Genomic DNA, 15,737 nt, shown 5'->3' on the forward strand with positions numbered 1-15,737 from the left:
TTAGAATTGTTTAAACTCTTCTACTGGCAAAACAAAACAAGTGGCTCCGCCAACAGTAATTTTGATTGGTTGACTGTTCATTTCAAAACCCGTCATTGTCATATTAGGATTCATATATTCTTCACGGGCCTTAGATTCTTCCTTGATAATGCGCAAAACCTGCTTAACATGCTTATCGTCTATACCGATTAGAAAAGTGGTATTACCTTCACTGAGAAAGCCGCCTGTTGTAGCAAGCTTGGTCGCACGAATGCTTTCTTTAACAAATGTATGTTGTAACCTGTTAGCGTCTTCTTTTTGCACAATTGCTACTATTAACTTCATTTTAATCAGTCCTTTAACAAATCTGCTGGTAAATGGTTTGCAATAATTTTAACACAATCTGCTACAACTAAATTTAGGGCTTTATTTGCATCAACTATTTTGATCCTATCAGGATAAGCAGTGTTTACTTCGTGATAGCCTTCATAAACCTTTTGGTGAAAGAGTAATTGTTCTTGCTCTAACCGATCTTCCTGACCTGCCCGCTCCTGAGCAATTCTGGCTAGCCCAATTTGAGGCTTAATGTCTAAAAAAATAGTTAAATCTGGTTCGATTTTACTGGTAGCAAAATCGTTAATTTGTTTGACAGCTGCAATACCTAAATTTCTACCTGCGCCTTGATAAGCTAAAGAGCTGTCAACAAAGCGGTCAGAGAAAACCACTTTTCCTGCTTTAAGCGCCGGAATTACTGTTTCAAACATATGTTGACTGCGCGCAGCTGCATACAACAAGGCTTCAGTTTTGGCAGACATTTCTTCATTAACTGGATCTAAAATCAATTGGCGAATTTTTTCGGCAATTTTTGAACCTCCAGGTTCACGAGTCACTAGATATTGTGTTTTAAGTCTAGGACTTATTTGCTCTACCACTTGCTTTAAAACTGTACTTTTTCCTGAACCATCCGGCCCTTCAAAACTAATAAAATAACTTTTCATAAATCTCTCCATGTCTCTATTTTACAAGAGTTCTTTTTATATGAACACCCCAACGTACTTTTAATTTTTTAGTAAAATAAAAAGCCCTCAAGATAAGGACTTTTATTCAGAAATTGCATTGGTGAAACCACTAAATCTTGTATGCCGCAAACGTGCTTCATCATATAAAAAAGAGTATTTTGCACGTAAAATTTTGCCTGAAATTACATTATCTTCTGACATATCTAGTGTTGTCGGATCGAGATTTTTTTGTACAGCGATTTGTTCTTGTAAATTTTCGATGATAGTCATTAACCACTCATCGCCCATATTTTTAACTTTATTTTTTGCCATTAGATTGATGTTCTCCCCTGTACTGCGCGTTTCAAAGTAATTGAGTTAGCATATTCAATGTCGCTGCCAACAGCTAAACCAGCAGCCAACCTAGTTACTTTAATGCCAGCGGGTTTAATTAATTTACTAATATACATTGCAGTTGATTCACCTTCTGGAGTTGAATTTAAGGCTAGAATCACTTCTTTAACATCATCATGCTTTTGCAAACGAACTATTAATGACTTAATGTTTATTTCTTCTGGTCCAATACCATCCATTGGTGACAAAACACCATGTAAAACATGGTACAAGCCGCTATATTCACCCATATCCTCAAAAGCCATGACATCCTTAGGTTGTTCAACCACCATAATAGTCGATTGGTCGCGAGCAGGATTGCTGCAAATGGAGCAAGGATCTTTTTCAGTAATATTGCCACAAATAGAGCAGCGATGGAGTTTTTCCTTTACTTCGGATAAGGCGGTACTAAAATCTTGAACATCATTATCTGGCATGTCTAAAGTATAAAATGCAAGCCGAGTTGCTGTTTTTTCACCAATACCAGGTAATTTCATATATGAATCAATTAAATGCGCAATTGGTGCTGGATATTGCAATTAAATCATACCCTTCGTGTATTTGCCTAAACTTTTTTGTGTAGCCTGATCGATTTCTTCTAAACCTTTGTTGACTGCATCAATAACTAAATCTTGCAACATGTCAGGATCATCTGGGTCTATTGCATCTTTATTGATAGCAATATTTTTCAATTTTCGATCTCCGCTAAAAGTGGCTACAACTAAATCATCAGCAGACTTGCCCACAAATTCCTGAGCAGTAATATTTTGTTGTTCTTGAGCCATTTGTTCTTGCAACTTTTTAGCCTGTTTCATCATTTGTTGCATGTTCATGCCACCCATAGCGCCAAAATTAGGTCTTTTACTCATATTATTTTCCCCTTTTAATTCTAATCTTTAATATTTACAGTGTCACCGAATAACTCTTTAGCTTTTTTTACTACTTCGTCATTTGCTTCATTATGTTCCTGGTCAGCATCCTTATGCTTTTGTTTATTTAAAAGCTCTTGACCATGTTTTTGCAAAAATTCCTTACGTACGGTAGACCAATCTTCATCGGGTACCAACACTATCTCATAATTGTGCTTAGTAAATTTGGCAATTTCAGCTGTCAACACATCTATTAAATTATCATCTTCACTTGCCTTTTCAAACCAAAGAGCATATTTACATTTCATCACTACTTGATCCGAACTAGCTGCAACAGGCTTAAGAACATCTAATAAAGCACGCTGCGACACACCTAAAACTGATTGCAAATCAGGCCAAACATTTCTAATAGCAAGCAGATTTTCCTTCGTAGCATTTTCCAGAACATGATAAACCTGCTTGCGATTGAGTTCGTTAGCTCTTTTCTTATTACTAGCAGTTTTTCTCACCTTTTTCGGCGGCTTGGCATTAGTTTTCTTATTTTTGTCAGCATTTGACTGATCGGCAACAACGGTATCCAAATGAAAAATTTGGTCGCTGTTCTTAGTTTGATTTTTAGTTAAAATATTAACTTTCTTGACCAAACTAGCAACTTGTTTCTTTAATGCCGCTATTTCTTCTCTTAGCTCCGGTTTTTGAGCACTGCTTTTTTCTTGTTCAGCCGTAATAATGGCAGAGGCAGATTCTTGCTCTTTTGCACTAGTACTTTCAACTAAAAATACTTCTAAAGGAATTTGTTGTTGATTAGTATAGCGCAGATCGTTCAGAGCGGTATTAGCAGCAGCTATTAACTGAAAATAACGTTCAGCAGGAATATCCTTAATTTTTTGAACAAAGTCTTTATTCAAAAAATTGTTTTGAGTGCTATCTTTTGTTTTAACAATCATCAAGGCACTGGTAGCCATTGCTATCAGTTCATCTAAAATGTTTTTGGAACTGGCACCATTTTTGAATTCTGCTTGCGCCAGTGATATTGCCTGAGCTGCATCCCTGTTTAAAATCGCCAGCAAAATCTGCTCAATTTTTTCTTGATCAGCAAAACCGGTAATTTCCAAAGCTGCGTCATATTCAACTTTGTTTTTATCGAAACTTAAAAGCTGATCTAAAATGCTCAGAGCATCCCTCATACCACCATCGGCTACTTGTGCGATTACTCCCAGAGCTTTATCGTCATAGCCAATTTTTTCTTGATCTAAAATATATTTCATACGTTTTTCCATGTCGGCTTTAGAAATACGTTTGAAATTGTAGCGCTGTGTCCGTGAAATAATGGTTGCCGGTACTTTTTGCAGTTCAGTAGTGGCCAGGATAAAGACGACATGCTCTGGCGGTTCTTCTAAAGTTTTAAGCAAAGCATTAAATGCACCCATAGACAACATGTGGACCTCATCTATGATATAAACTTTATATCTACCCTGAGTAGGCGCATACTTCACCTTATCCCGAATATCACGTATTTCGTCAACACCATTATTGGAAGCCGCATCAATTTCTATGATATCCGCCATAGCGCCTTTATCTGCTGCTTTGCAATTCGCGCATTCGTTACAAGGCTCGCCATCTTTAAGATTTGTACAATTTAACGCCTTGGCCAAAATTTTAGCACAGGACGTTTTACCAGTTCCACGAGGCCCAGCAAATAAAAAGGCATGTGAGATTGTCCCACGCTTAATTGCATTTTTCAAAGTTTCCGTAATATCATCTTGACCAATTACACTGTCAAAAGTGCGCGGTCTCCATTTGCGGTATAACGCTTGATAAGCCATAGATCAGTCTTCCCTAGTAAAAAACTCTTAACTCTTGCGAAAGAGTTAAGAGTTTGTAATTGTCTAATAAAAGGCACATGCCCGAGCAACCTTAGTGCTGCTACCTTCCGGTCCTGACACGCTTTGGAGGTCAAACATTGCCCATAAGATATATTAACGTATTTTAAGATATATTTCCACTAATTTGCGAAATTTTTACTGGTGTCTTTTGCTGCTTTCTGCTTTTGTCTGATCTCTTTGAAAAAGCTTTTCAGCATTTGACTGGCTTCTTCTCGGTACAGTCCCCGAACAACATTTGGATGATGATTAAATTTTGCTACTTCAAAAAGGTTAACCACGCTGCCAGCTGCACCAGCTTTAGGATCAAGTGCTCCAAAGTAAACATTTTTAATACGAGAGTTAATGATCGCACCAGCACACATAGGACAAGGTTCCAATGTAACGAATAAACTACAGTCAATTAAACGCCAAGTGCCAAGCTTTAAGCACGCTTGCCTAATTGCTATCATCTCAGCATGTTGAGTCGCGTCTTGGTCTAATTCGCGCCGATTAAAGCCTTCCCCGATAACTTGCCCATCGGGAGCCACCACAATCGCACCAATAGGAACTTCACCTAAAGTTTGTGCTTTTTGGGCCTGTTCAAAAGCCAGCTGCATCAAATTCTTTTTCTCTGCGCTTGAAAATGACATTAATTATTCACCGCCTGCAATACGTAATAGCCTTTATCCCTTTTTAAAATTGTACAGTTCCCAAAAGTTTTAGTTAGCAATTTGCGAGCGCTGGGTTCACCCTGTTTTTTCTGAATTACTAATAATAAAACTCCATCACTGACTAAATGACTTTTTGCACCAGATAAAATATTAGAAACGACTGTTTTACCAGCTCGAATTGGTGGATTAGTCACAATTAAGCCGTATTTTTTCTCTGGAGCAATGTTGCTGTACACGTCAGAAACAAAAATTGTCACATTATCTATATGGTTAAGCTCAGCATTCTTTTTGGCTAGATCTAATCCACGCTGGTTAACGTCTACCATCTCGACAGTTTGCGTTGGCCAAAATTTGGCTGCAAAAAGACCCAGAGGACCGTACCCAGTTCCTACATCCAGAATATTATTTGAGGGAAAATTGACATCAGCCATTTTTTTGATTAAAACGCCAGAGCCATAGTCCACCCGCATTTTTGAAAAAACTCCGGCATCAGTAGTAAATTTTAGATCTATATCATTAACCCGGTAATCAACAACATGTTCATCATGCTGTGAAGTCGGGTTTTCCGCATAGTACATTTGGTTATTTTGTTCAGTCATCGTTTGCTTCATTCCTTAGTACTTTATTTAGATAATTCTAGCGAACATGTCAATTTTTGCAAATATAAAAAAACTAATTATGTTTAAAAGATATTTTCCAGCATAATTAGTTTCTTGGATTTTAGTAAATACCGTAAAGCATGCGAAACTTCACATAGTTTTTATATATTTTAAATTTATCTATTTTAAAGAATATATAATGATAGCCGTAACTGGGATCATTTATCTCAACATCACCAAAACGAACTGTATCCATAAAATCAGCTACGGTATCTTTCATAGTATCAGAGGTATCAATCTTCCAATTCCGATAAAAGTGTTTTTGCTTTTTAGATGCAAGAAAATCTGTTTCGTTACCCTTTTTTAATTTAAAACCCCCTTTTGGGTCAATAAAGTCTTTATAAAAAGCTTTAAGTAAAATATTAGGAGTTAATTTAATTCTTTTGACCTTGATATTCTGCTTTTTCTTAAAAGCTATGCCATGAATTATTGCATTATCCCTAGTTTTATAGTGCATAATGAAGTTACCTTTTGAAAAGTCGGCACTAACCGAGTGAGCCTTTAATTGTTTAAATCTCGGATAATATGAAGATTTAACTGGTTTCATATTTTTAGTGTATTTTGTGTATCCACTATGATCGGTGACAACATAACCATTCATATGAACCCAGGGATTCTTAGCATAGGCTTTTTTAGAGGCCTTTTTTTGCAGTTTATAGCAGTAATCATACTTTTAGGATGTTTTTTTGGAATTAGATGCTTGAGGCTATAATAATTGTATTCATTATAGGATGCCTTTATTTCAGAACTTTTTGCAATAAACGGCAAGTCTAGACTGACTAACCCTATAGTTATGTAAGCCAAAATTTTGGCAGTTTTAAGATGCTTCATTTTTACCTCAAAGGACGTTTAATATTATTTAATCAAATCGCTTATTAAATCAGTCGTATTTCATTGTTATCAGGCAACCTTTGACGAGTCTACATTTTTTTACTTAATATGTAACTCCAACCGATGAATAAATTTGATTGCTGTTGTTATCTACTACTGCACCAAGACCAATTGTTTTATCGTTAGGATCAAGTAAAATATCCCGGTGTCCCCAATTAGATTGCGCATCATTATAAATATATTCATAAAGCATGTTATCAGCAACTAATGCGCTGCTGGCATTATTTTCAGCATTAATCAGTTCGTTATTTGAATGATCTACGGTTGCACCCCAAGGAAAAGCGGCTATACATTCAGCAGTAGTTTTACGCACGACACCTGCTTTATTGAAAAAATCATTCAAAATGAAATTACCGGCAGAATCATTATGCGAAAAATTGGCAGGTAATAATTTGGTTCTTTCTTGAACAATCTCATCAAGCCGAGGATCTTCCATAACTGCACTTAGCCCCCGCTGGGCTCTTTCCTTATTTAATTCTTTCAGAAACTCTTGTCTAAATTCAGTGATTAAAAAATTAGCAATTGTAGGAAATTCATGTTCACTTTGTGCTTGGTTGTCAGAATTAGTCAGTTTATTTGAATTTGGCAGTTTTGTCTGTTTCTTGAGCTTTTTAGCTTTAGATTTTACTTTTGTTTTAGTAACCAATTTTGCCAAGACAAACTTATCTTTAGTCACAAGATAATATTTTTTACCTTTAATCTTTTTAGTTTTAAAGGATACTGCTATTCTTTGCCCCTTTTTTAACACTTTCTTTTTTAGTTTGCGTCCCTTTTTATCGTATAAAGATGTTTTCTTTTTAACCGTAACTGTTTTTTTAGTAGGAGAATTTAAAGCAGCGGTACCAGAAGTATTTTGGGCATTTATTGGTGTTGCTAATGTAGATAAACCTATTGTTAAGCATGATACAGCCGAAAAAATGGTAATAATTTTGCGTATATTAACTTTTTTCATCGTAATTCTCCTTTTACTTTTTATTAGACAGAAATCCGAAGTATTTAAAACTATTGCAGTAAGAAATATTTTACTCACAGTTATCATGGTAAAAACTCATTAAATTTAATGCAATACAAGTTTAATTATATTATAAAATAATAGTCTGGGTTAAAATTTTTTATAAATAGGTTAATGTCTTTATTAATTGTCCTTTCTGCTGCTTTTACTTTCTAAAACAAAAAAAGAACGTATTTGCAACTTGCAAATACGTTCTCTATTTATTAACTTGTCCACTGGGACTACAATTATTTCAATGTAATTGTAGCGCCAACTTCTTCAAGTTTAGATTTAATGTCATTAGCTTCGTCTTCAGAAACGCCTTCCTTAACGTTCTTAGGAGCGCCATCAACAAGATCTTTTGAGTCCTTAAGGCCAAGACCAGTAATGTCACGAACAGCCTTAATAACCTTAACCTTTTCTTGGCCAGCTTCTGTCAATTCAACATCATATGTTGATTTAGCAGCAGCTTCGCCGCCAGCAGCACCTGCAGCAGCAACTGGAGCAGCAGCAGAAACGCCAAATTCATCTTCAATAGCCTTTACCAGGTCATTTAATTCAAGAATTGAAGCACCTTTTAAGTCTTCAATAATCTTTTCAGTATCTAAAGCCATACTTATGTATCCTCCGAAAATTTTAGATATAAATTATATTAATATTCAGCTTTATTCAGCAGATTCATCTTTTGAATCAGCAACAGCTTTAACAGCATATGCGAAATTGCGTACTGGAGCTTGTAAAACAGAAACAAGCATTGACAATAAGCCTTCGCGACCAGGAATGGCAGCAAGTTCCTTGATTTCTTCTTTAGAAGTCAATTTACCTTCCAGCACACCACCCTTAATGTCGATAACGTCATAATCATCTTCGTATTTTGAAACAATACGAGCTGGTTCTGTAATGTCATCAGCATTATCAGTATAAATTACAGCTGTAGGACCAACAAAAGTCTCACTAAGACCTTCAATACCAGCCTTAGCAGCAGCACGTCTTAAGTAAGTGTTCTTAACAACCTTCATCTTAACATCGTTTTCACGAAGTTCCTTACGCATGTTAGTAACTTCTTCAACAGTTAAACCAAGGTAATTAATTACTAAAATTGCTTTAGCAGCCTTAAGTTCATCAGCAAAAGCGTCAACGAACTTTTCCTTTTCAGCAATAGCAGCTTTACTCACACGAATTCACCTCCATCAAATTTATTAATAAATTCCATAAGGCCTAAATAAAAACTCCATGCCAAGAAAGACATGGAGCATAAATTTCTTCATTATCTTCTGGCCTCGGCGGGAAATTAAGGCGTCATGCCACCCGAGTCTTAGGTAGAATTTACTTTAATAATTATATTAGTATTATATCCTAAATGCAAGTTAATTATTTCTTTTTGGGTTTAATTAATTCGAATAATTCACCCGAACTCTTATAGATAACCCAACTTGCTATGTTAACAATATGATCGCTGATTCTTTCAAGAAGTCTGATAATGACAAAATAACTAGCAGAGGCTACAGCAGCATCTGGCTCTTGTTCAACCCCATCTATGATCATTTGTCTGGCATTCTTATAATCCTTAAAGACTTTGGCGTGCCCAAGTACCGTCAATCTGGCATTTTTTTCATCCTCTTGCACATAGGCAGTCAGAACTTGTACCAGCATCTCACGGACTTGATGCGTCATGTTAGAAATAACCTTTTCAACTTCTGGCAGACGTGGATTGCCCTTAACTCTAACAGTTTCAACGGCAATACTATTCGCGTTTTCGCCAATTCTTTCTAAATCAGTTGTAGCTTTTAAGATACTAATAACTACGCGGAAATCAGTTGCCACCGGTTGCTGAAGTGCCATTAATTCCAAAGCCTTCTTCTCAATTCTAACAGCTTCTTTTGCTACTTCCTTATCTTCCGCAATCATTTCCTGTGCTGTTTTTTTATCATGTTCGACGAACGAGCGTGTCCCTTTATCAATCAAATCATTGACCAGAACTCCCATTTCCATAAACTGGGCATTCAACTTTTTCAATTCGTCTAAAAATATTTCGTGCATAATCCACCTCCAAATTTAGCCAAAACGGCCATTAAGATAATTGTTAGTCATTTCCTTTTTAGGTGATAAAAACATCTCTTGTGTTGAGCCTGATTCAATTAGTTCGCCATTCATTAAAAAGGCAACTTGATCAGAAATCCGACTTGCTTGTTGCAGGTTATGTGTCACCATAATAAAAGTATACTTTTGCTTTAATGCCATCAGTGTTTCTTCAATTTCGGCACTTGATATTGGGTCCAAAGCCGAAGTTGGCTCATCAAGCAAAACAACTTCTGGTCTGATCGCCAACGCCCGCGCTATACAAATACGTTGCTGTTGACCACCAGAAAAAGCCAGTGCGTTTCGCTCTAAACTGTCTTTAGTTTCATTCCAAATAGCGGCTTGTTTTAAACTTTCTTCAACTCTCTGCTTAATCAGCTCCTTATCTTTAACACCAGCTATGCGCAAGCCATAAGCGACATTATCAAAAACAGAAAAGGGAAATGGCGTAGGTTGTTGAAACACCATTCCTACTTTCTTACGCAAAGCAACTAAGTCAATATGAGAATGATAGATATCTTTACCTTCCAGAAGAATTTCGCCAGTAATATTAATATCATCAATATCATCATTCATGCGATTTAAACAGCGTAAGAACGTTGATTTGCCACAACCAGAAGGTCCAATTAAGGCAGTCAATTTTTGAGCAGGAAATACCAAACTAATTCCGTGTAAAGCTTCAAAGTTGCCATACTTAAGTTTGACATTTTTTGCCTCCATTACATTTGTCATTAATAACGCCACCTTTATCCAAAACTACCCTGAATGTATTTTTCAGTAATTTCACCTTGAGGATTAGTAAAAATATTAGTAGTAGTATCATATTCTAACGCATGTCCCAAGTGAAAGAACGCGGTATATTCACTAATTCTTGAGGCTTGCTGCATATTGTGCGTTACCATAATCATAGTGTACTTCTTACGCAATTGCTTGAGCGTATCTTCAAGTTTGGCAGTAGACACAGGGTCTAATGCGCTAGCAGGCTCATCAAGGAGTAAAATTTCCGGCTTTAAAGCAATTGCCCGCGCTATACAAAGTCTTTGTTGCTGACCACCAGAAAGTGCCAAAGCACTCTGATCAAGTTTATCTTTGACTTCATCCCATAATGCAGCTGCTTTCAAGCTTTCTTCTACTATCTGGTCTAACTTTTTCTTATTTTGCTGCCCATTTGCTTTTAACGCATAAGTGATATTTTCCTTGATTGATTTAGGAAAAGGGTTCGGTTTTTGGAAAACCATCCCGATAGCTTTTCGTAATTCGTAAACATTAATTTTGCTTTGATTAATATCAAGGTCATGAAACATGATTTTACCATCAACTTTTGCTACCCGGTCGTTCATGCGATTGAGTGACCGTAAAAAAGTTGATTTTCCCGAACCAGAGGCACCGATCAAAGCAGTGATGGTGTTTTTCTTAAAGCCTAAACTAACGTCAAACAGCTTTTGCACAGTACCACCATAAAAAACGCTTAGATCATTCGTAGAAATCGCACAGTCTTCGTCAGCAAAGGTCTTAATATACCTTTTTTGATTTTGCCAATTTTCCATAAAACTTTCCTTACTTAATTTTTGCGGCCGTAAGCCGTTTATAAATCCAGTTGCCAAGTGCACGCGCACCAAAATTGAAAATTATGACAACAATGATTAACAAAGCTGATGTAGCAGCCGAAACTACGTTAACATCTGGGATAATCCCTTCAGTATTTACTTTCCAAATATGTACTGCCAAAGTTTCAGCTGGTCGCATAATATTTAAAAAACTAGTAGGGCTGAACATATTCCAGTTAGAATAATCAACCGTAGAACCACTTTGTCCCGCTGTATAAATCAAGGCAGCAGCTTCACCGAAAACACGCCCGGCACTTAAAATCACACCGGTAATGATTCCGGGGAGCGCAGCTGGCAAAACGATACCATGAATTGTTTTCCAATTTGACAATCCCAAAGCCCAACCAGCTTCGCGCTGAGTTTGTGGCACTCCCTTAATAGCTTCTTCGATATTGCTAGTTAGAGTCGGCAAATTAAAAAAAGTTAAAGCCAAAGCTCCGGCAAGAATAGAAAAGCCTAAACCAAATTGAACCACAAATAAAAGATAACCAAATAAACCCACAACTATAGATGGTAAAGAACTTAAGATTTCAATAGTAGTTCTAATTAACTGTGTAAACCAGTTATCTGGCGCATATTCAGCTAAGTAAATAGCGGCACCCAGTGCAATTGGCAGAGAAATGATTAGGGTAAGCAGCAATAGATATAGTGAGTTGAACAATTGATCTCTGATTCCACCGCCAGCTTCAAACGAAGATGAAGCCGAACTTAGAAAATGCCAAGATAAGTGCGGTACTCCTGAGACTAAAATGTTACCAATAATTCCAACCAGTAACAAGACTACTATTCCCACTAAAAAATAAATTACGCCAGTAGCAATGCGATTAATTCTTTTTGCGTTCATCTTATTACTTACTCTTCTTTCCAATTAAATGTACTAGGAAATTGAACACTAACGACATTATTAAAAGCAAAAGTGCCAAGGACCATAATGCATTATTAGGCAAAGTTCCCATGACAGTGTTACCCATTTGACTAGTTAACTGACTAGTCAAAGTTGCTGCTGGACTTACCAAATTGTATGGCATCAATACAGCGTTACCGATTGCCATTTGGACAGCTAAAGCTTCACCAAACGCACGAGCCATGCCAAATATTATGGCGGTCATAATCCGTGATCGAGCCGCTCTTAAAACAACGTGATAAATAGTTTGCCACTTTGTCGCACCCAAAGCCGCTGATGATTTGCGTAATTCTTTGGGAATAGCTTTAAAGGCATCAGCAGTTAAAGAGGTGATTGTCGGCAAAACCATTACAAATAGGATTAAGGTTGCAGTTAAAATTCCAAAACCAGTGCCACCAAAAATAGTTCTAACAGCGGGGACTACAACCATTAAGCCGAGAAAGCCGTAAACTACAGACGGAATTCCGACTAAAAGTTCCATCACCGATTGCAATAGTTGTACTCTTTTGCCAGATTCATATTCTGTCATAAATAGTGCCACGGCAATCGAAAATGGCGTTGCAATTAATGCTGCCAGCAGCGTTACGGCAAATGAAGTGACAATCATTGCTGCCGCACCAACGTGATTTTTGCCGGCCCCGGGATTCCAATCTGTTGAAAAAAGGAAATGGAAAATATTAACTTTATCGTCAATAAAAGTAGCCAAGCCATGCATCCCGACAAAGCCGATAATTGCCACAATTAATATCCCTATTAAAATAATTGCCAAGAATGTTAGTCCTTTGCCCCACCATTCTTGTCGTGTTTCTTTAGAAGGTTTTGTTAAACGGGCAATATCAATATCTTTAGGATCTATGCCTTTAAATTTAACGTGTGGGACTTTTTGTTCGGCAAGCGCATCTTCAACAACTTGTTGTAAGTCTTGTTCTTTTTCTGCCATTTTATTTACCTATCTTTGTAACTTTATTTTGACTATCGCGTGAAACTTTCATTTCGTGAATACTAATATAGCCAATTTTAGGTACTAACTCTGTTTGCACCTTTTTACCTAATACATACTTGATAAAAGCGGCTGTTGCCTTATTAGGCTTGCCCTTGGTGTACATATGCTCGTATGACCATAAAGGCCATTTATTAGTAGGAATATTTTTATTATCGGGCTTGACATGATCAATACTAATTTTTTGAATATTTTGATCATTAGCATACGGAAAAGAAATATAAGAAATTGTTCCTGGGGTTGAGTTAACTATCTTCTTAACTGTCCCATTAGAATCTTGTTCTTGTGAATTAACAGCATCTTTGCCGTTTAAAATCAAGTCCTCAAAAGTAGAGCGTGTACCGCTACCACGCGAACGGTTAATCACTATAATGGGCTGATTTTTACCACCGACTTCACGCCAATTTTTAATTTTACCGGTAAAAATCGCAGAAAGTTGTTCAACAGATAAATTTTTAACGCCAACGCCCTTGTTGGCAATAGGAACGATTCCTACTACCGCAACGGGATAGTCTTCTAATTTTTTGGCATCAATACCTTTTTGTGTTTCAGCAAAAACATCTGACGTCCCTACTTCAACTGCTCCTGCCTGAACTTGACTCAGACCTGTACCTGATCCGCCGCCTTGGACAACAATGTTGCTACTCATATGTGCCAAGCGGTAATCGTTGCCGGCCTGCTCAACTAACGGCTGTAGGGCACTAGAGCCGACAATAGTAATTTTTTCTCGGCTTTGACTGCAACCTACCAAAAAAAGTGGCACAAATAAAGATAGTAGCAGCAGTTTGCCAAAATTACTTTTTTTCATAATAACTCCCTCAGTCAAATAAAATTCAGCTCTAGTTTATCAAATCTTTTACTATTGACCAATCATAATTACTTAAATATAGATAAAAAAGCAACTTGCCCAAGCAGGCGAAGTTGCTTTTAACACTTATTCATTTTTAGTCCAAGTTCAATGGATCAAGTTTAATTCCAGGGCCAAAAGTTGCAGCTACAGCTACACTCTTAATGTATTGACCTTTAGCAGCAGATGGACGCGCACGCAAAATCACGTCACGCAATGCATCAAAGTTTTCAATTAATTGCTCATCAGTAAATGAAACTTTACCAATAGCAGCATGAATAGCAGCTTGACGGTCAACACGGTATTCAACTTGACCAGCTTTAACGTTCTTAACGGCTTTTTCAATATCCATTGTAACTGTGCCAGTCTTAGGGTTTGGCATTAAGCCTTTAGGTCCCAAGATACGGCCCAAACGTCCTACTTTAGCCATCATAGTTGGCGTAGCAACAACTACGTCAAAGTCCAAGTAACCGTTTTGTACTTTTTCAACTAAGTCGTCAGAACCAACTTCATCAGCGCCGGCAGCTTTAGCTTGTTCAGCTTGTGGACCATCAGCAAAAACAATCACCTTTTGGGTTTTACCGGTACCATTTGGTAAAACAAGTGATCCACGAATTTGTTGGTCAGCTTGTTTAGGGTCAACACTCAAATTGTATGAAACTTCAACTGATGCATCAAAGCCTGCGTATGAAGTTTCTTTAACTAACTTAATTGCTTCAGCAACTGAATATAATTTCTTTGAATCTACTTTTTTAGCAGCTTCTAAATATTTTTTACCATGCTTTGGCATGTGATTTCCTCCTTAATATGTGGTCAAACGAGCTTAAGCTCTCCCACCTAAATTGTTATAAATAACAGGATTAGTCTTCGACTTCGATACCCATGCTTCTAGCAGTGCCTTCGATCATCCGCATAGCAGCTTCGACATCAGCAGCATTAAGGTCCTTCATCTTAGTTTCAGCGATTTCCTTAACTTGATCCTTGGTAACCTTACCAACTTTCTTAGTATTTGGTTCACCGGATGCCTTGTCAATCTTAGCAGCTTGTTTCAAAAGAACTGGAGCTGGTGGAGTCTTAGTAACGAATTCAAATGAACGATCTTCGTATACTGTAATGACTACAGGAATAATCATGCCTTTTTGGTCAGCTGTTCTAGCATTGAAGTCCTTAGTAAAACCAACAATGTTAATACCAGCTTGACCTAAAGCTGGACCAACTGGTGGAGCGGGTGTTGCAGCTCCAGCTGGTATTTGTAATTTAACAACATTTATAACTTTCTTTGCCACGGTCAAAACCTCCTTGATTCCGTGCGTGGTTAAAATGGAAGAGTTACCTACTCTTCCTCCCACAATAATAAAAGTACTTTAATATATTATCATCGTTTTAGTAATTTTGCAATAAATGACTTATTACTAGCTAATTTTCTTTACTTGATCGTAATCTAATTCAGTTGTAGTAGCGCGACCGAACATATCAACGGAAACAAATAATTTGTACTTATCTGGTTGAATTTCAGTAATTTTACCTTCAACGCCGTTAAACGCACCATCAATGATAGTAACGGTTTCCCCAACTTCAAAATCAATTTGTGGTCTTTTAGCAGGCTCTCCTTGTTGACGTAAAAGCCTGTTTACTTCTTCTTCTAACAGTGGCGATGGTTTTGAGCCACCACCGTGTGAACCGACAAAGCCAGTTACATTTGGTGTATTACGCACGACAAACCAACTTTCATCAGTCATCACCATTTCAACCAAAACATAGCCTGGGAAAATTTTTTCTTCAACTTCTTTTTTCTTATTGTTTACTTTTTCAATTTTTTCCTGTTCCGGCACCATTACACGAAAAATATAATCTTGCATACCCATACTTTGTGCACGAGATAAGAGGTCAGATTTAACCTTATCTTCATAGCCAGAATATGTGTGCAGCACGTACCATTGCTTCTTAGTAGTTTCAACCATTATTACAATTTCTCCTTTTATTT

Annotated in this window: 21 protein-coding genes, 1 other RNA gene and 1 other annotated feature; all 22 genes read right to left on the minus strand. The window is 37.1% G+C overall.

What is annotated here, in order from left to right; translation table 11 throughout:
• The 22 genes from DLD54_RS06300 to nusG all read right to left on the minus strand — a co-directional run bounded on the left by DLD54_RS06300 (position 1) and on the right by nusG (position 15,714).
• Positions 1-324: a cyclic di-AMP receptor DarA gene (locus tag DLD54_RS06300; RefSeq protein ID WP_038523527.1), complete on the minus strand. Its 324-nt coding sequence runs from the start codon at positions 322-324 to the stop codon at positions 1-3.
• Between the two features lie 5 nt (positions 325-329).
• Positions 330-977, minus strand: coding sequence for a dTMP kinase (gene tmk / locus DLD54_RS06305; RefSeq protein ID WP_109918631.1), 648 nt, complete (start codon positions 975-977; stop codon positions 330-332).
• Between the two features lie 102 nt (positions 978-1,079).
• Positions 1,080-1,310, minus strand: coding sequence for a YaaL family protein (locus tag DLD54_RS06310; protein ID WP_038523532.1), 231 nt, complete (start codon positions 1,308-1,310; stop codon positions 1,080-1,082).
• Positions 1,310-1,909, minus strand: coding sequence for a recombination mediator RecR (gene recR / locus DLD54_RS06315; protein WP_109918632.1), 600 nt, complete (start codon positions 1,907-1,909; stop codon positions 1,310-1,312). Before recR ends, DLD54_RS06310 begins: the two co-directional genes overlap by 1 nt.
• Positions 1,910-2,239 (minus strand): YbaB/EbfC family nucleoid-associated protein, encoded by a 330-nt coding sequence (locus tag DLD54_RS06320; RefSeq protein ID WP_038523538.1) that lies wholly within the window; start codon positions 2,237-2,239, stop codon positions 1,910-1,912.
• Positions 2,240-2,259: 20 nt separating this feature from the next.
• Complete coding sequence (dnaX, locus tag DLD54_RS06325; RefSeq protein ID WP_109918633.1) at positions 2,260-4,065, minus strand: DNA polymerase III subunit gamma/tau; 1,806 nt, start codon at positions 4,063-4,065, stop codon at positions 2,260-2,262.
• A gap of 57 nt (positions 4,066-4,122) precedes the next feature.
• Positions 4,123-4,216, minus strand: an RNA gene (gene ffs / locus DLD54_RS06330) — signal recognition particle sRNA small type.
• Positions 4,217-4,244: 28 nt separating this feature from the next.
• On the minus strand, positions 4,245-4,754 hold the full coding sequence (gene tadA / locus DLD54_RS06335) for a tRNA adenosine(34) deaminase TadA (RefSeq protein ID WP_223894379.1): 510 nt from the start codon (positions 4,752-4,754) through the stop codon (positions 4,245-4,247).
• Positions 4,754-5,374 (minus strand): class I SAM-dependent methyltransferase, encoded by a 621-nt coding sequence (locus DLD54_RS06340; protein ID WP_109918634.1) that lies wholly within the window; start codon positions 5,372-5,374, stop codon positions 4,754-4,756. Before DLD54_RS06340 ends, tadA begins: the two co-directional genes overlap by 1 nt.
• Positions 5,375-5,495: 121 nt before the next feature.
• A complete protein-coding gene (locus tag DLD54_RS06345; RefSeq protein WP_109918635.1) occupies positions 5,496-6,035 on the minus strand; it encodes a hypothetical protein in 540 nt (179 codons plus the stop codon).
• A gap of 333 nt (positions 6,036-6,368) precedes the next feature.
• Positions 6,369-7,277, minus strand: coding sequence for a CAP domain-containing protein (locus DLD54_RS06355; RefSeq protein ID WP_158593326.1), 909 nt, complete (start codon positions 7,275-7,277; stop codon positions 6,369-6,371).
• Between the two features lie 287 nt (positions 7,278-7,564).
• A complete protein-coding gene (gene rplL, locus DLD54_RS06360) occupies positions 7,565-7,930 on the minus strand; it encodes a 50S ribosomal protein L7/L12 (protein WP_038523551.1) in 366 nt (121 codons plus the stop codon).
• Between the two features lie 51 nt (positions 7,931-7,981).
• Complete coding sequence (gene rplJ, locus DLD54_RS06365) at positions 7,982-8,491, minus strand: 50S ribosomal protein L10 (protein WP_038523553.1); 510 nt, start codon at positions 8,489-8,491, stop codon at positions 7,982-7,984.
• 39 nt (positions 8,492-8,530) lie between these two features.
• Positions 8,531-8,654 (minus strand) — a sequence feature (ribosomal protein L10 leader region).
• Between the two features lie 33 nt (positions 8,655-8,687).
• The gene (phoU, locus tag DLD54_RS06370) at positions 8,688-9,356 is read right to left on the minus strand and encodes a phosphate signaling complex protein PhoU (protein ID WP_109918638.1); all 669 of its coding nucleotides are present in this window, start codon (positions 9,354-9,356) and stop codon (positions 8,688-8,690) included.
• A 15-nt stretch (positions 9,357-9,371) separates the two neighbouring features.
• Positions 9,372-10,127, minus strand: coding sequence for a phosphate ABC transporter ATP-binding protein PstB (gene pstB / locus DLD54_RS06375; protein WP_109918639.1), 756 nt, complete (start codon positions 10,125-10,127; stop codon positions 9,372-9,374).
• Positions 10,128-10,141: 14 nt separating this feature from the next.
• Complete coding sequence (gene pstB, locus DLD54_RS06380; RefSeq protein ID WP_046327446.1) at positions 10,142-10,942, minus strand: phosphate ABC transporter ATP-binding protein PstB; 801 nt, start codon at positions 10,940-10,942, stop codon at positions 10,142-10,144.
• Between the two features lie 10 nt (positions 10,943-10,952).
• The gene (gene pstA / locus DLD54_RS06385; RefSeq protein ID WP_046327447.1) at positions 10,953-11,846 is read right to left on the minus strand and encodes a phosphate ABC transporter permease PstA; all 894 of its coding nucleotides are present in this window, start codon (positions 11,844-11,846) and stop codon (positions 10,953-10,955) included.
• 4 nt (positions 11,847-11,850) lie between these two features.
• Positions 11,851-12,846 carry a phosphate ABC transporter permease subunit PstC gene (gene pstC, locus DLD54_RS06390; RefSeq protein WP_046327448.1) on the minus strand — a complete coding sequence of 332 codons (996 nt, stop codon included), beginning with the start codon at positions 12,844-12,846 and terminating at the stop codon, positions 11,851-11,853.
• Between the two features lies 1 nt (position 12,847).
• Positions 12,848-13,714 carry a phosphate ABC transporter substrate-binding protein gene (locus tag DLD54_RS06395; protein ID WP_109918640.1) on the minus strand — a complete coding sequence of 289 codons (867 nt, stop codon included), beginning with the start codon at positions 13,712-13,714 and terminating at the stop codon, positions 12,848-12,850.
• A 136-nt stretch (positions 13,715-13,850) separates the two neighbouring features.
• On the minus strand, positions 13,851-14,543 hold the full coding sequence (gene rplA / locus DLD54_RS06400; protein WP_038523574.1) for a 50S ribosomal protein L1: 693 nt from the start codon (positions 14,541-14,543) through the stop codon (positions 13,851-13,853).
• Between the two features lie 70 nt (positions 14,544-14,613).
• Positions 14,614-15,039, minus strand: a complete 426-nt coding sequence (gene rplK, locus DLD54_RS06405; RefSeq protein ID WP_034980336.1) for a 50S ribosomal protein L11 — start codon at positions 15,037-15,039, stop codon at positions 14,614-14,616.
• A 126-nt stretch (positions 15,040-15,165) separates the two neighbouring features.
• Positions 15,166-15,714, minus strand: a complete 549-nt coding sequence (nusG, locus tag DLD54_RS06410; RefSeq protein WP_038523578.1) for a transcription termination/antitermination protein NusG — start codon at positions 15,712-15,714, stop codon at positions 15,166-15,168.
• Between the last annotated feature and the right edge of the window lie 23 nt (positions 15,715-15,737).

Origin of the sequence: Lactobacillus helsingborgensis (assembly GCF_003173695.1) — a bacterium.
Taxonomy (GTDB): Bacteria; Bacillota; Bacilli; order Lactobacillales; family Lactobacillaceae; genus Lactobacillus; species Lactobacillus helsingborgensis.

Excerpts from the sequence above, each read along its gene's own strand:
- DLD54_RS06300 (WP_038523527.1), bottom strand. The coding sequence starts at position 324 with ATGAAGTTAATAGTAGCAATTGTGCAAAAAGAAGACGCTAACAGGTTA.
- tmk (WP_109918631.1), bottom strand. The coding sequence starts at position 977 with ATGAAAAGTTATTTTATTAGTTTTGAAGGGCCGGATGGTTCAGGAAAA.
- DLD54_RS06310 (WP_038523532.1), bottom strand. The coding sequence starts at position 1,310 with ATGGCAAAAAATAAAGTTAAAAATATGGGCGATGAGTGGTTAATGACT.
- DLD54_RS06320 (WP_038523538.1), bottom strand. The coding sequence starts at position 2,239 with ATGAGTAAAAGACCTAATTTTGGCGCTATGGGTGGCATGAACATGCAA.
- dnaX (WP_109918633.1), bottom strand. The coding sequence starts at position 4,065 with ATGGCTTATCAAGCGTTATACCGCAAATGGAGACCGCGCACTTTTGAC.
- tadA (WP_223894379.1), bottom strand. The coding sequence starts at position 4,754 with ATGTCATTTTCAAGCGCAGAGAAAAAGAATTTGATGCAGCTGGCTTTT.
- DLD54_RS06340 (WP_109918634.1), bottom strand. The coding sequence starts at position 5,374 with ATGACTGAACAAAATAACCAAATGTACTATGCGGAAAACCCGACTTCA.
- DLD54_RS06345 (WP_109918635.1), bottom strand. The coding sequence starts at position 6,035 with ATGAATGGTTATGTTGTCACCGATCATAGTGGATACACAAAATACACT.
- DLD54_RS06355 (WP_158593326.1), bottom strand. The coding sequence starts at position 7,277 with ATGAAAAAAGTTAATATACGCAAAATTATTACCATTTTTTCGGCTGTA.
- rplL (WP_038523551.1), bottom strand. The coding sequence starts at position 7,930 with ATGGCTTTAGATACTGAAAAGATTATTGAAGACTTAAAAGGTGCTTCA.
- phoU (WP_109918638.1), bottom strand. The coding sequence starts at position 9,356 with ATGCACGAAATATTTTTAGACGAATTGAAAAAGTTGAATGCCCAGTTT.
- pstB (WP_109918639.1), bottom strand. The coding sequence starts at position 10,127 with ATGACAAATGTAATGGAGGCAAAAAATGTCAAACTTAAGTATGGCAAC.
- pstB (WP_046327446.1), bottom strand. The coding sequence starts at position 10,942 with ATGGAAAATTGGCAAAATCAAAAAAGGTATATTAAGACCTTTGCTGAC.
- pstA (WP_046327447.1), bottom strand. The coding sequence starts at position 11,846 with ATGAACGCAAAAAGAATTAATCGCATTGCTACTGGCGTAATTTATTTT.
- pstC (WP_046327448.1), bottom strand. The coding sequence starts at position 12,846 with ATGGCAGAAAAAGAACAAGACTTACAACAAGTTGTTGAAGATGCGCTT.
- DLD54_RS06395 (WP_109918640.1), bottom strand. The coding sequence starts at position 13,714 with ATGAAAAAAAGTAATTTTGGCAAACTGCTGCTACTATCTTTATTTGTG.
- rplA (WP_038523574.1), bottom strand. The coding sequence starts at position 14,543 with ATGCCAAAGCATGGTAAAAAATATTTAGAAGCTGCTAAAAAAGTAGAT.
- nusG (WP_038523578.1), bottom strand. The coding sequence starts at position 15,714 with ATGGTTGAAACTACTAAGAAGCAATGGTACGTGCTGCACACATATTCT.